The 13,201-nt window shown below is 64.7% G+C and carries 10 protein-coding genes; 4 read left to right on the plus strand and 6 right to left on the minus strand.

What is annotated here, in order from left to right; genetic code table 11:
* Positions 1-13: 13 nt before the first annotated feature.
* Positions 14-2,581: a PAS domain-containing sensor histidine kinase gene (locus AC1D1F_RS02150; protein WP_477652172.1), complete on the minus strand. Its 2,568-nt coding sequence runs from the start codon at positions 2,579-2,581 to the stop codon at positions 14-16.
* Positions 2,582-2,875: 294 nt separating this feature from the next.
* Here AC1D1F_RS02150 and aceE point away from each other — a divergent pair, with 294 nt between their 5' ends.
* Genes aceE through lpdA form a run of 4 tightly spaced genes read left to right on the plus strand, consistent with a single transcriptional unit; the run spans position 2,876 to position 9,771 of the window.
* On the plus strand, positions 2,876-5,611 hold the full coding sequence (gene aceE / locus AC1D1F_RS02155; protein ID WP_477700643.1) for a pyruvate dehydrogenase (acetyl-transferring), homodimeric type: 2,736 nt from the start codon (positions 2,876-2,878) through the stop codon (positions 5,609-5,611).
* A gap of 52 nt (positions 5,612-5,663) precedes the next feature.
* Complete coding sequence (gene aceF, locus AC1D1F_RS02160) at positions 5,664-7,328, plus strand: dihydrolipoyllysine-residue acetyltransferase (protein ID WP_477676891.1); 1,665 nt, start codon at positions 5,664-5,666, stop codon at positions 7,326-7,328.
* A 14-nt stretch (positions 7,329-7,342) separates the two neighbouring features.
* Positions 7,343-7,933 (plus strand): MFS transporter, encoded by a 591-nt coding sequence (locus tag AC1D1F_RS02165; RefSeq protein ID WP_477676892.1) that lies wholly within the window; start codon positions 7,343-7,345, stop codon positions 7,931-7,933.
* A complete protein-coding gene (gene lpdA / locus AC1D1F_RS02170; RefSeq protein ID WP_477676893.1) occupies positions 7,930-9,771 on the plus strand; it encodes a dihydrolipoyl dehydrogenase in 1,842 nt (613 codons plus the stop codon). The genes AC1D1F_RS02165 and lpdA overlap by 4 nt, the downstream gene beginning before the upstream one ends.
* A 56-nt stretch (positions 9,772-9,827) precedes the next feature.
* Here the strand turns inward: lpdA and AC1D1F_RS02175 are convergent, their stop codons facing one another.
* The 5 genes from AC1D1F_RS02175 to AC1D1F_RS02195 form a co-directional block, all read right to left on the minus strand.
* Entirely contained in the window at positions 9,828-10,739 is a 912-nt protein-coding gene (locus AC1D1F_RS02175; protein ID WP_477676894.1) for a polysaccharide deacetylase family protein, read from the minus strand.
* Between the two features lie 7 nt (positions 10,740-10,746).
* On the minus strand, positions 10,747-11,112 hold the full coding sequence (locus AC1D1F_RS02180; protein WP_477676903.1) for a nuclear transport factor 2 family protein: 366 nt from the start codon (positions 11,110-11,112) through the stop codon (positions 10,747-10,749).
* Between the two features lie 501 nt (positions 11,113-11,613).
* Positions 11,614-12,402, minus strand: a complete 789-nt coding sequence (gene soxA / locus AC1D1F_RS02185) for a sulfur oxidation c-type cytochrome SoxA (protein ID WP_477676895.1) — start codon at positions 12,400-12,402, stop codon at positions 11,614-11,616.
* Positions 12,399-12,722: a thiosulfate oxidation carrier complex protein SoxZ gene (gene soxZ / locus AC1D1F_RS02190; RefSeq protein WP_477676896.1), complete on the minus strand. Its 324-nt coding sequence runs from the start codon at positions 12,720-12,722 to the stop codon at positions 12,399-12,401. The genes soxA and soxZ overlap by 4 nt, the downstream gene beginning before the upstream one ends.
* Entirely contained in the window at positions 12,722-13,198 is a 477-nt protein-coding gene (locus AC1D1F_RS02195; protein WP_477696993.1) for a SoxY-related AACIE arm protein, read from the minus strand. The genes soxZ and AC1D1F_RS02195 overlap by 1 nt, the downstream gene beginning before the upstream one ends.
* Positions 13,199-13,201 lie beyond the last annotated feature (3 nt).

Raw genomic sequence — 13,201 nt, forward strand, 5'->3', positions numbered from 1 at the left:
TCTTGAAGGGTTTTCAGTGAACGCCTGCGTTCCTGGCTGCCGTGTTGTCGCCGGCTGGCGCCGTCGGCAAGAGCAGGGGTGTCACAGGGATCCAGAAGGTAAACCGGCACCCCACCACTTCGTCCCCATTGTAGAGGTTCTCGGCCTCCATTCTTCCCTGGTGGGACTCGACGATGCTGCGGCACAGCTTCAGGCCTATGCCCATGCCCTCCGCCTTGGTGGAGTAGAAGGCTTCATAGAGCCGGCCCATGACCTCGGGCGACAGGCCGCGCCCGGTGTCGAGCACCGAAAACTCCACCACGGCCTGGTCTTCAATCTGCTTGGGCACCACCCGCAGCTCGACGCTGCGGCGCGCCGTCGGCAGGTGTGCCTGCTCTATGGATTCGGCCGCGTTTTTCATCAGGTTGATCAGCACCTGCTCGATCAGGATGGGGTCCACCATGATTTCGGGCAGGCGGGCCGCGATGTAGTGGCTCAGGCGCACGTGGTGGCGGCGCAGTTCGATGTCGGCCAGCTCCATGGCGTTGCTGACCATGGTGGCCACGTCGGCCGCCGTGCGGTTGGGCTCGCTGCGTTTGACGAAGGAGCGTATGCGCTGGATGATCTGCCCGGCGCGGTGCGCCTGCTTGGCGGTCTTGTCCAGCGCTATCAGCAGGTCCTCGTTGCTGATCTGTTTGCCCTTGATGCGCGACACCATGCCGTTACAGTAATTGTTGATGGCCGTGAGCGGCTGGTTCAGCTCGTGCGCCACGCTGGAGGCCATCTCGCCCATGGTGATCAGGCGGCTGGCGGTCTGTGCGCGTTCGTTCTGCTGGGCGGCCTGCTCCTCGGCATGGCGCCGCGGCGTGATGTCGGTGGCGATCACCATCTGCGCCAGCCGGCCGTCCACCCAGGTCAGATAGCGCGAACGCACTTCCAGCCATTTGCTGAGTTCGGGCACAAAGATCTCGGCATTCTCCGTTTGCGCCGCCGTCAGCGTATCGGTCGGAAAGCCGGCCAGGCCGTCGACCGCGTCCAGCGTGTCGTCGGTGGGCACGGCACTGGGTACCCCGGCCTGCGCAATCAGGTTCAGGTGGCCCGACACTTCGCCGCCGAACCAGGAGCGGTACAGCTTGTTGGCGAACAGCAGTTCCTCGCTGCCCAGCGGCGCCACGGAGACGGCCGCGTCCAGCCCCTCCAGTACCGTGGTGAAGCGCTCATAGGAGGCGGTCAGTTCCTCGCGGATGCGCTTGGGCTCGGTGATGTCCGTCATTGAGGTCATCCAGCCGGTCTGCTGTCCGCGCGGGTCTATCAGCGGCGACACATACATGCGGGCGTCGAAAATCTGGCCGTTCTTGCGCTTGACGCGAACCTCGAAGCCGCCCGGCGGCGTGCGGCCGTGCAGCTCGTCGTCCAGCCGCTGCATCAGGGTGTCGATCTCGCCTTCCGGCCAGTGCGGAAACGGCGGCGTGCGGCCCACCAGGTCGCCTTCGGTCAGGCCCGTCATCTGGCAGAAAGCCGGGTTGACGTAGGTGATGCGGCCCTGCAGGTCCAGCGCGCGCATGCCGGTCAGCATGGAGTTTTCCATGGCGCGGCGGAAGTTGGTCTCTGAGATCAACGCCTGCTGGGCCTGCACGCGGCGGCGCGTGTGGCGCCAGGTGCCCAGCAGCATCCACACCGTGAGCGCGCTCAGGGCGCTGACCAGCCAGAAGAAGCCGCTGCCCACCACACCCAGCGAGGTGCGGTAGCCCTCGGCGCGTATCAGCAGGCCGTTGCCCACCGGTGAGACCGGTATCTCGTATTCGGCCGCGCCGTCTGACCAGGGCAGCAGCCGGGCCGCGGGATTGCGCGGTGGCGGCAGGTTGCCCGCCAGCACCTGGTTCTTGTCGTCGATCAGGGTTACCGCATATTTGGCCGTGACCTCGGTCGGCACGCCAAAACGCAGCAGGCCGTCGATGGAGTACTCGCCCATGATGACGCCGGCGAACTTCCCCTGGTCGTCCAGCGGCACTTGCAGCTGCAGGGTGGGCGCGTTGTAGCCGCTGGCTTCCTTGGCCGCCAGCGGGCGTGAATACACCGGCTGGCGCAGGTCCCTGGCGAGGTCATAAGTGCCGTCGGTCTCGCCTACCTTGAGCTGTTCGCCCGCGCCGCGCAGCTGGCTGGCGTTGGCACTGGGCGATACGTAGGCGACCTTGATGCGCCGTTTGCTGTCCACCCAGGTCACCGCCATCAGCTCGGGGTACTGGTTGACCAGCGATTCGGCCTGGGTGATGAACTCCTCGGTGTCGATTTCCTTGTTCGAGACGTCGCGGCCTATGCGCATGAGCTGCTCCTGCCGCTCCAGCAGGCGCAGGCGCAGGCGCTGCTGGGCATATTCCACGTCTCGCTTGACGGCTTGCTGCTCACGGTCGATTTCCTCGATGCGCAGGTAGCCGAAAGCGGCGATCACGGCCGCCAGGAAAAGCACGACGGCCAGCAGCGGGCCCAGCGTGATGAAACGGTCCTGGCGCGACGGCGACTGCCGGCGCCACCAGTGGCGCCACAGGGCCAGGGGAGCGGGATTGGCCGCGATGTCGGCGGGGGCGGGGGCTTGCTGGGTCATAAGAGGAAGGGTGCAGTTTAAGGGAGATGCCCTCGGCGTAGCTGGGTTGACCCTGATCGTTTAAGGTGAAGCGAATCACCCTCAATGCGACGTATGCTTACTTTTAAATTTCTTAATATGAAACGAGTAAGCACTATTTGAAATTGTGCGAATATTGTGGGAAACTAGAGACTTGAATCTAATTTGCGTTTACAACACGCTTAGACCCAAGTTGGAACAGGCTCTGTGTACGGCTCAACAAGAGGCCGTATCGCAGGTTAACAAAGCTCTACCAGGCTACTCAGGAGACAAAAAATGGCTGCCAATCCCACCCAAGCCGGCGACAACTTGCGCGCCGCCGCCAACGACGCGCTGGACAAAGACAGCCAGGAAACCCGCGAATGGATGGACGCCCTGTCCGCCGTGATCGAAAGCGAAGGTCCGGAGCGCGCCCATTTCCTGCTCGAGCAACTGCTGGAGCATGCCCGCCAGAAGAGCATCGACATGCCTTTCTCGGCCAACACCGGCTACGTCAACACCATTGAGACCGACCAGGAAGAGCGTTCGCCCGGCAACCTCGAGATCGAGGAACGCCTGCGCGCCTACATGCGCTGGAACGCCATGGCCATGGTGGTCAAGGCCAACCGCCTGCATCCCGCCGACGGCGGCGACCTGGGCGGCCACATCGGCTCCTTCGCCTCGCTGGCCAGCCTGTTCGGCGCCGGCTTCAACCACTTCTGGCACGCCGAGAGCGCTGAACCGGGTAAAGAGCACGGCGGCGACTGCCTCTACATCCAGGGCCACGTGTCGCCCGGCGTCTATGCCCGCGCCTACCTCGAAGGCCGCCTGACCGAAGAGCAATTGCTCAACTTCCGCCAGGAAGTCGACGGCAAGGGCCTGTCCAGCTACCCGCATCCCAAGCTGATGCCCGAGTTCTGGCAGTTTCCCACCGTCTCCATGGGCCTGGGCCCGCTGATGGCGATCTACCAGGCGCGTTTCCTCAAGTACCTGCATGCCCGCGGCATCGCCAACACCGAAAACCGCAAGGTCTGGGCCTTCCTCGGCGACGGCGAGATGGACGAAGTCGAATCCATGGGCGCCATCGGCCTGGCCGCGCGCGAAAAGCTCGACAACCTGGTCTTCGTCATCAACTGCAACCTGCAACGCCTGGACGGCCCGGTGCGCGGCAACGGCAAGATCATCCAGGAACTCGAAGGCGAGTTCCGCGGCGCCGGCTGGAACGTCATCAAGCTGCTCTGGGGCAGCAACTGGGACCCATTGCTGGCCCGCGACAAGGATGGCGCGCTCAAGAAGGTCATGATGGACACGCTGGACGGCGACTACCAGGCCATGAAGGCCAATGACGGTGCCTACGTGCGCAAGCATTTCTTCGGCCAGGACCCGCGCACGCTCGAGATGGTCGCCAAGATGAGCGACGAGGACATCTTCAACCTGCGCCGCGGCGGCCACGATTCGCAAAAGGTCTATGCGGCCTTCCACAAGGCCGTCAACCACAAGGGCCAGCCCACCGTCCTGCTGATCAAGACCGTCAAGGGCTTCGGCATGGGCAAGATCGGCGAAGGCAAGAACAACGTCCACCAGACCAAAAAACTGGCCGACGAAGACATCAAGGCCTTCCGCGACCGCTTCAACATCCCGATTCCCGACAGCCAGCTGGCCGACATCCCCTTCTACAAGCCGGCCGAAGACACGCCCGAGATGCGCTACCTGCACGAGCGCCGCAAGGCCCTGGGCGGCTACCTGCCGCACCGCCGCGTCAAGGCCGACGAGCAGTTCACCGTGCCCGCGCTGGAGACCTTCAAGTCGGTGATCGAGCCCACGGCCGAAGGCCGCGAAATCTCGACCACCCAGGCCTATGTGCGCTTCCTCACGCAGCTGCTGCGCGACCAGGCCCTGGGCCCGCGCGTGGTGCCCATCCTGGTGGACGAGGCCCGTACTTTCGGCATGGAAGGCCTGTTCCGCCAGATCGGCATCTACAACCCCGATGGCCAGAAATACACGCCGGTCGACAAAGACCAGGTGATGTACTACAAGGAAGACAAACAGGGCCAGATCCTGCAGGAAGGCATCAACGAAGCCGGCGGCATGAGCAGCTGGATCGCGGCCGCCACCTCGTACAGCACCAACAACCGCATCATGGTGCCGTTCTACGTGTACTACTCGATGTTCGGCTTCCAGCGCATCGGCGACCTGGCCTGGGCGGCCGGTGACATGCAGGCGCGCGGCTTCCTGCTGGGCGGCACCTCGGGCCGCACCACGCTCAACGGCGAAGGCCTGCAGCACGAAGACGGCCACAGCCACATCCTGGCCGGCACCATCCCCAACTGCATCAGCTACGACCCGACCTTCGCGCACGAAGTCGGCGTCATCCTGCACCACGGCCTCAAGCGCATGGTCGAGAAGCAGGACAACGTCTACTTCTACCTCACGCTGCTCAATGAGAACTACGCCATGCCCGGCCTCAAGCCCGGCACCGAAGAGCAGATCATCAAAGGCATGTACCTGTGCAAGGAAGGCGCCAAGCTCACGCCGCGCGTGCAACTGCTGGGTTCCGGCACCATCCTGCGCGAGTCCATCGCCGCGCAGGAGCTGCTCGAAAAAGAATGGGGCGTCGCCGCCAACGTCTGGAGCTGCCCGAGCTTCAACGAACTGGCCCGCGACGGCCAGACCGCCGAACGCTGGAGCCTGCTGCACCCGGCCGAAAAAGCCAAGGTGCCGTTTGTGGCCGAGCAGCTTGAAAAGCACACCGGCCCCGTCATCGCCTCGACCGACTACATGAAGGCCTACGCCGAGCAGATCCGCTCCTTCATCCCCAAGGGCCGCACCTTCAAGGTGCTGGGCACCGACGGTTTCGGCCGCAGCGACTTCCGCAGCAAGCTGCGCGAGCACTTCGAGATCAACCGCCACTACATCGTCGTGGCGGCCTTGAAGGCGCTCAGCGAAGAGGGCACGGTGCCCGTCGCCAAGGTGAGCGAAGCCATCAAGAAGTACGGCATCAATGTCGACAAAATCAATCCGCTTTACGCTTGAGTTAAAACCCTGACGTAGACGCCTGAACGCCTGAAGCAAACGGAGACAAGATATGGCAGTGGTAGACATTCAAGTTCCTGATATCGGGGATTTCGACGAAGTGACGGTGATCGAATTGCTGGTCAAGCCCGGCGACACTGTCAAGGCAGAGCAGTCGCTGATCACCGTGGAGTCCGACAAGGCCTCCATGGAAATCCCTTCGAGCCACGCCGGCGTGGTCAAGGAACTGCGGGTCAAGCTCGACGACAAGGTCAAGCAGGGCTCGGTCGTGCTGACGCTGGAAGTCGCGGGGGCCGAAGCCGCTGCACCAGCACCAGCAGCGGCGGCAAAACCCGCCGCTGCGCCTGCGGCTCCGGCGGCCAGCGCCCCGGCACCCGCACCTGCCGCCGCACCTTCCGCCTCCGGCCCGGTCGAAGTCCGCGTGCCCGACATCGGCGACTTCAAGGACGTGTCCGTCATTGAGATCCTGGTCAAGCCCGGCGACACCATCAAGGCCGAGCAGTCGCTGATCACCGTCGAATCCGACAAGGCCTCGATGGAAATCCCGTCGTCCGCCGCCGGCGTGCTCAAAGATCTCAAGGTCAAGATGGGCGACGTCGTCAACATCGGCGACCTGCTGGCCGTGCTGGAAGGCTCTGTTGCCGCCAGCGCAGCACCCGCCGCCGCACCGGCACCCGCAGCCCCTGCAGCCGCTTCGGCGCCTGCCACGGCGTCCGCGCCAGCGCCTGCCGCCGTATCCGCCGCCAGCCAGCCCGCCCACGACCCCACCACTGCCCCGCAGGGCAGCCTGCCGCACGCATCCCCCTCGGTGCGCAAGTTCGCGCGCGAACTCGGCGTGCCGCTGGCCGAAGTCAAGGGCTCAGGCCCCAAGGGCCGCATCACGCAGGACGACGTGCAGGCCTTCACCAAGTCGGTGATGGACGGCAGCGTCCGCACCCAGGCGCAGGCCGCCAAGGCGCCCGCGTCTTCGGGCGGCGGGGCGGGGCTGGACCTGTTGCCATGGCCCAAGGTCGACTTCACCAAGTTCGGCCCGGTCGAGCGCAAGGACATGTCGCGCATCAAGAAGATCAGTGGCGCCAACCTGCACCGCAACTGGGTGATGATCCCGCACGTCTGCAACCACGACGATGCCGACATCACCGAACTCGAAGCCTTCCGCGTGCTCATGAACAAGGAAAACGAGAAAGCCGGCATCAAGATCACCATGCTGGCCTTCCTGATCAAGGCCTCGGTCGCCGCGCTCAAGAAATTCCCCGAATTCAACGCCTCGCTCGACGGCGACCAGCTGGTGCTCAAGCAGTACTACAACGTCGCCTTCGCCGCCGACACCCCCAACGGCCTGGTCGTCCCCGTCATCAAGAACGCCGACCAGAAGGGCATCGTGCAGATCTCGCAAGAGATGGGCGAGCTCGCCAAGAAGGCGCGCGACGGCAAGCTGAGCCCGGCCGACATGTCCGGCGCCTGCTTCACGATCTCGTCGCTTGGCGGCATTGGCGGGCGCTACTTCACGCCCATCATCAACGCGCCCGAAGTCGCCATCCTGGGCGTCTGCAAGAGCTCGACGGAGCCGGTCTGGGACGGCAAGGCCTTCCAGCCGCGCCTGATGCTGCCGCTGTCGCTGAGCTGGGACCACCGCGTGATCGACGGCGCCGCCGCCGCGCGCTTCAACGCCTACCTGGGCCAGATCCTCGCCGACTTCCGCCGCGTCCTGCTGTAAACAGGGGCGGAAGCATGACAACACTTGTAGTCGTCAAAAAGGCGGGGCAGGTCGCTATCGCCGCCGACACGCTGGTCACCTTCGGCGACACCAGCCTGGGCCAGCGTTTCGAGGCCAACAGCAAGATCTTCAAGGTCGACACGCCCGCCGGCCTGAGCTACGTCGGCATGGCCGGCACGGTGGCGCATTTTCCGGTGCTGCGCAAGGCCATGGCGGCCCTGCCCAAAGACCAGCTCAAGCTGGGTTCTCGCGACGAGGTGTTCGACACCTTCGTCAAGCTGCACCCGTTGCTCAAGGAGACGTTCTTCCTGCAGACCAAGGAGGACGACAACGACCCCTATGAATCCAGCCAGTTCACCGTCGTCATTGCCAACGCCAGCGGCATCTACGGCCTCTACAGCTACCGCGAAGTCTTCGAGTTCAAGGAATTCTGGGGCATAGGCTCGGGCCGCAGCTTTGCGCTGGGCGCCATGCACGCCGCCTGGGACAAGGCCAAGACCGCGCGCGAAGTCGCCGTGGCCGGCCTCAACGCGGGCTGCGAGTTCGACAAGAACTCGGCAGGCCCCGTCGACATATTCACCCTTAAATTGAAAGCCTCCAAATGAGCGCATCCAGCCTGCTAGACATCAAGGTGCCGGACATTGGCGATTTTGACGAAGTGTCCGTGATTGAAGTGCTGGTCAAGCCCGGCGACACCATCAAGGCCGAACAAAGCCTGATCACCGTCGAATCCGACAAGGCCTCGATGGAAATCCCGTCCTCCGCCGCCGGCGTGGTCAAGGAAGTCAAGGTCAAGCTCGGCGACAAGGTCAAGCAAGGTTCCGTGGTGCTGACGCTCGAAGCGTCCGCCGCCGCTGCTGCTGCGCCCGCGCCGGAGAAAAAGCAGGCCGCGGCCGCGGCCCCCGCACCCGCACCGGCCGCCAGCGCGCCTGTCGCACCCGCTCCGGCTGCCGCCACCTTCAGCGGCTCCGCCGATCTGGATTGCGACGTGCTGGTGCTCGGCGCCGGCCCCGGCGGCTATTCGGCCGCTTTCCGCGCCGCCGATCTGGGCCTGAAGGTCGTGCTGGTCGAGCGCTACGCCACCCTGGGCGGCGTCTGCCTCAACGTGGGCTGCATTCCTTCCAAGGCATTGCTGCACGTGGCCGCGGTCATGGATGAGGTCAAGCATTTCGACAGCCTGGGTGTGAGTTTTGGGGAACCCAAACTCGACATCAACAAGCTGCGCACGCACAAGGAAAAAGTCGTCGGCAAGCTCACCGGCGGGCTGACGGCCATGGCCAAGATGCGCAAGGTCACCGTGGTGCGCGGCGTGGGCCAGTTTGTGGGCGCCCATCACCTCCAGGTTGAGGAAACCGCAGGGGCCGAAGGCCAGGAAAAGACCGGCAAGAAGCAGACCATCGCCTTCAAGAACTGCATCATCGCGGCAGGCTCACAAGCCGTGCGCCTGCCTTTCATGCCAGTCGATCCGCGTGTGGTCGATTCCACCGGCGCGTTAGACCTCAAGGAAGTCCCCAAGCGCATGCTGATCCTGGGCGGCGGCATCATAGGCCTGGAAATGGGCACGGTGTACTCCACCCTGGGCGCGCGCCTCGACGTGGTCGAGATGATGGACGGCCTGATGCAGGGCGCCGACCGCGACCTCGTCAAGGTCTGGCAGAAGATGAACGCACCGCGTTTCGACAACATCATGCTCAAGACCAAAACCGTGGGCGCCAAGGCGACCAAGGCCGGGATTGAAGTCAGCTTCGAAGGCGAGGGCGCACCGGCGCCGCAGACCTACGACCTGGTGCTGCAGGCCGTGGGCCGCACGCCCAACGGCAAGAAGATCGCCGCCGACAAGGCCGGCATCAGCGTCAGCGACCGCGGCTTCATCCCCGTCGACATCCAGATGCGCACCAACGTGCCCCACATCTTCGCCATCGGCGACATCGTGGGCCAGCCCATGCTGGCGCACAAGGCCGTGCATGAAGCGCACGTGGCTGCAGAAGTCATCGCCGGCGAGCTGCAGGGCAACAAGGAACTCGCCAGCGCCGCCTTCAACGCGCGCGTGATCCCCAGCGTGGCCTACACCGACCCCGAAATCGCCTGGGTGGGCCTCACTGAGGACCAGGCCAAGGCACAGGGCATCAAGGTCAAAAAGGGCTTGTTCCCCTGGACGGCTTCCGGACGCGCCATCGCCAACGGCCGGGACGAAGGCTTCACCAAGCTGCTGTTTGACGACAGCCCTGAAGCGCACGGCCACGGCAAGATCCTGGGCGGCGGCATCGTCGGCACACACGCCGGCGACATGATCGGCGAGATCGCGCTGGCCATCGAGATGGGCGCCGACGCCGTCGACATCGGCAAGACCATACACCCGCATCCCACGCTGGGCGAAAGCATGGGCATGGCGGCGGAAGTGGCGCACGGCAGCTGCACGGATTTGCCGCCCGCGCGCAAGTAAGCCGGCGGCCTCAAGTCACTCTGGCACGCACGCGGGGCGCCTCCTCCAGGGGGCGCTCACGTGGCCATCTGTACGGCGTGCCGGAAAATATCGCCCGGCGTGGCCATCCAGACCTGGCCCCGGTCACGTGCGGCGGCAACATGCTGAAGCGCACGCCGCAAGTGGCGCAGGCGGTAAGGCTGGCCGACGATGTAGGGGTGCAGTGCAATGCCCATCACCAGCGGTGCTGAACTGCTGGCCTGCGATTGCTCCAGCATCTCGTCAAGCTGGTCGATGATCATCTGCGCAAAGTCTTTCCCGTCCATCTGCCGTGCAATGATCATCGGGATGTCATTGAGTTCCTGCGGGTAGGGCACGGCCCATAAAGCCTGCCCGCTGCGAGTGCGCATCGGCAGCGGCTGGTCGTCGTGACACCAGTTCAGGGTGTAGCCGTAGCCGCTTTCGGCGAGCAGGTCAGGCGTTTGCAGGCTTTCCGAAATCCACGGTGAAAGCCACCCGGCCGGTGCTTGGCCGCTTTCCAGTTGCATGCGCGTGCGGCACTGCACCAGCAGGCTACCTTCGTTCGCTTCAGTCATTGCCGCCTGGCGTTCAGCGTTGCTGTGGCCATGGCCGACCAGTTCGTCGCCGCGCGCCACGCAGGCGGCCACCAGCTCCGGGCAGTGGTCATACAGTGCGGTGTTGATCAGGGCCGCCGCAGGCAGGCCCAAGCTGTCAAACAGCTCGAGGCAGCGCCAGCTGCCAACGCGGTTTCCGTACTCGCGCCAGCTGTAGTTCAGGACATCCGGTTGCGGGCTGGCCGGGCCGATGGTGGCGCCCATACCCTCGCCGAAGGCAAAGTGCTCGATGTTGAAACCCAGGTAAACAGCCAGACCGGCGCCGTTGGGCCAGCGATAAGGTTTGCGCCGATTGATCGCCTGGTAATCAAAGCGATTGTGCGTTGGCAGAGCGCCGCTGTAGTTTGCCGCCATCAGCTGATCAAAGCACGGCCAGGCCGGCGCGCACCAGCAACCACTCGGCGCTGTCGTTCCACACATCCATGTGTGTGATCAGCCCGCTTTTGACGACATAGCGGTCCACATAGCGGTTGCCTTCAAAAGACGTCCCGTCAGGCCATTCTCCGTACAGGGTTCCCAGGCTGTAGACCACTGCTTCATCGGGCGCGGCGCCGTTGGAGCCGGCGGCAACCGTTTCGGTGCGCTCAATCCTTTTTTTCACCCATTTGTAGCGCGATGCATTGAATTTGGTGCACTCGGTGGGGGCGCTCATGGCCCGGCCGCCGGTGAAAAGAATCTTCATGCCGGGTGCCGTGAACCGGCTGGCGGCCACCGGGTCAGGAAGCATGATGAGCCGAAGGAACTCATTGACCACTTCGGCAGCGCTTGCCGTGCCGCTGAAAAAGGCCTTGGTGCTGTTCAATCAGGGGGCTCCTGCGGCTGTCGTTGCCGGAAAAATCATGTGGCTGCATTGGCAACCATCAACAGGGTTGAAAGCGGGAAACGGCTGAGGACGTCTGGCGATCTGCAACTTGTGTGCCAATTCGACTTTTCATGCATACGCGCTTTGTGGATGGGTTTTCACTGCGCCCTGGCGCCGGGAACCAGAAGGCGCTTCCCTCTCCCAGCCTGCGGTGGCGCGACGGCATAAGCCTCGCGGGGGAGAGGCGCCGCAAACGCCCACGCGTTTATCTGGTCAGCGTCGGCGCGAGGCCGCCGCATGCCGTGGCAAGCCGGCACTGACCCCAACAGCGCGGGTCTGGTGGTAAGGTAGAAAAGTGCAGCAGCCCCTTGATGGGCCTGGTCAATAAGCGATGTAATTGATAGCGCCCGCAGAGTAGCGCTCAAGTCAGGGCCGCACGCCAGGCGACTCCATCGCCATGCCCTTGGCGCGAGCATTCAGGTACAGCTCCAGCTCCACCAGTTCCTGCGCGCCATAGGCAAAGGGCTGGGCGCGCACGCCGCTCATGCAGCCGCGCAGGCGGCGCTGCAGCGAGCCCAGTGCCTGCCATTCAAGCCGGTACACCGGGTAGCCCGTGGGGTGGGCCTCGGGGATTACGCTGCCGGCCAGGCGCCCGCCGGCCAGGCCGTCGTGGCATTGCGCGCAGGACAGGTTCAGCTGGCCTATGCGCTGCGCGAACAGCTGCTGCCCGCGCTGGCGGAAGGGCTCCAGCCTGGCGTCGTTGGGCGGCGCCAGCGGCAAGCCGCGCGACTGCAACGCGACATAGCTTTCCAGGCTCAGCAGTTCGGGGCTTTCGGCGCGCAGCGGTGCGGCCTGCTGGTGCTGCTGGCGGCACTGGTTGATGCGCTGGCTCAGGGTGATGGGGCGACCCAGCGGGGTGTCAAACGCCGGATAACGCGCCGCCACGCCGCGCATGCTGCTCTGGGCCGCTGCATGGCAGCTGATGCAGGCCTTGCCGCTAGCGCCCGCCGGCTGCTTCCACAGCGCCTCGCCGTCCTTGACCCACAGCATGCCGGGATTGAGCGCATCGTCTTTCTGCATGGCCTGGGTGGACGCACCCATGTCCTCGAAGCCCGAGCGGCGTGCGTCCTTGCCCTGCACGGTCTGCGCGCCCGCGTGGCTCACCAGCAGGCCTACCAAGAGGCCTGGTAACAGGCCTTGCAAGAAATGCCTCATGGCGAGACGGTCAGGCTGATGCTTTCCGTCTGCGTGAACCCGTTGTCGCCTTCCCAGCTGAGCACCAGCGTGCCGCTGTCGGTGGCCACGGTGTGAAAGGCGATGTAGGGGTTGGCCGAGACGGCTGAAAACAGCTCGCCGCTGAAGACCAGCTCGCCGTTGTAGCGGCAGCTGAAATTCTGGATGATGTTGCGCGGCAAAACCTTGCCGTCCTCGCCGGCGCGAAAACCGGTTTCCATGGGGTGGCCTATGGTGGCGCGGATTTCTATGACCTCGCCGCGCCTGGCGCTGGTGGGCGCGTTGATCAGGGTGCGGGCCATCAGGGTTCACCTTCAATACAGGCGGCGAGCGTGACGATCACATTCACCGTGTGCGACCAGTAGCTGCCGTCGCTCATCTGCGCCACCGCCACCAGTTGCTGCGAAGTTGCCAGCCGTATGCGCGTGGTCACGGCGGCCTTGCCGGCGCGCGGCCCCAGCGTGAAGCGGGCGACGTCGCGCTGGGGATTTTTCTCGTTGAAGAGGGCAATGCTTTTCACGTGCTCGGCGGCCGTCATGGGGCTGTCCGCCGTGACGGTGATGGGCACCACATTGCCGTTGTCCACCAGCTCGGCCACGTCGAGCTTGACCTTGCCCGCGCGGACGGGCTCATTTTTTGTATAGGCCGCCACGGCCACCGCCAGGTCGCCCGCGGCGGCGGAGGCCGGCTGCAGCACCACGCTAGCAAGCACACCGGCGGCGCTTGCCAGGACATGGCGCCGGCGGGGCAGGGCGGGTTTGTGTGGGGGCAGCGTCATCTT

This window comes from Polaromonas sp. P1_H6 (genome assembly GCF_056405195.1).

What these genes read in the sequence shown, in the direction of transcription:
- AC1D1F_RS02195 (WP_477696993.1), bottom strand. Translation starts at nt 13,198, where the DNA reads ATGACGCTGCCCCCACACAAACCCGCCCTGCCCCGCCGGCGCCATGTC.
- aceF (WP_477676891.1), top strand. Translation starts at nt 5,664, where the DNA reads ATGGCAGTGGTAGACATTCAAGTTCCTGATATCGGGGATTTCGACGAA.
- soxA (WP_477676895.1), bottom strand. Translation starts at nt 12,402, where the DNA reads ATGAGGCATTTCTTGCAAGGCCTGTTACCAGGCCTCTTGGTAGGCCTG.
- AC1D1F_RS02175 (WP_477676894.1), bottom strand. Translation starts at nt 10,739, where the DNA reads ATGGCGGCAAACTACAGCGGCGCTCTGCCAACGCACAATCGCTTTGAT.
- soxZ (WP_477676896.1), bottom strand. Translation starts at nt 12,722, where the DNA reads ATGGCCCGCACCCTGATCAACGCGCCCACCAGCGCCAGGCGCGGCGAG.
- AC1D1F_RS02150 (WP_477652172.1), bottom strand. Translation starts at nt 2,581, where the DNA reads ATGACCCAGCAAGCCCCCGCCCCCGCCGACATCGCGGCCAATCCCGCT.
- lpdA (WP_477676893.1), top strand. Translation starts at nt 7,930, where the DNA reads ATGAGCGCATCCAGCCTGCTAGACATCAAGGTGCCGGACATTGGCGAT.
- AC1D1F_RS02180 (WP_477676903.1), bottom strand. Translation starts at nt 11,112, where the DNA reads ATGCTTCCTGACCCGGTGGCCGCCAGCCGGTTCACGGCACCCGGCATG.
- aceE (WP_477700643.1), top strand. Translation starts at nt 2,876, where the DNA reads ATGGCTGCCAATCCCACCCAAGCCGGCGACAACTTGCGCGCCGCCGCC.
- AC1D1F_RS02165 (WP_477676892.1), top strand. Translation starts at nt 7,343, where the DNA reads ATGACAACACTTGTAGTCGTCAAAAAGGCGGGGCAGGTCGCTATCGCC.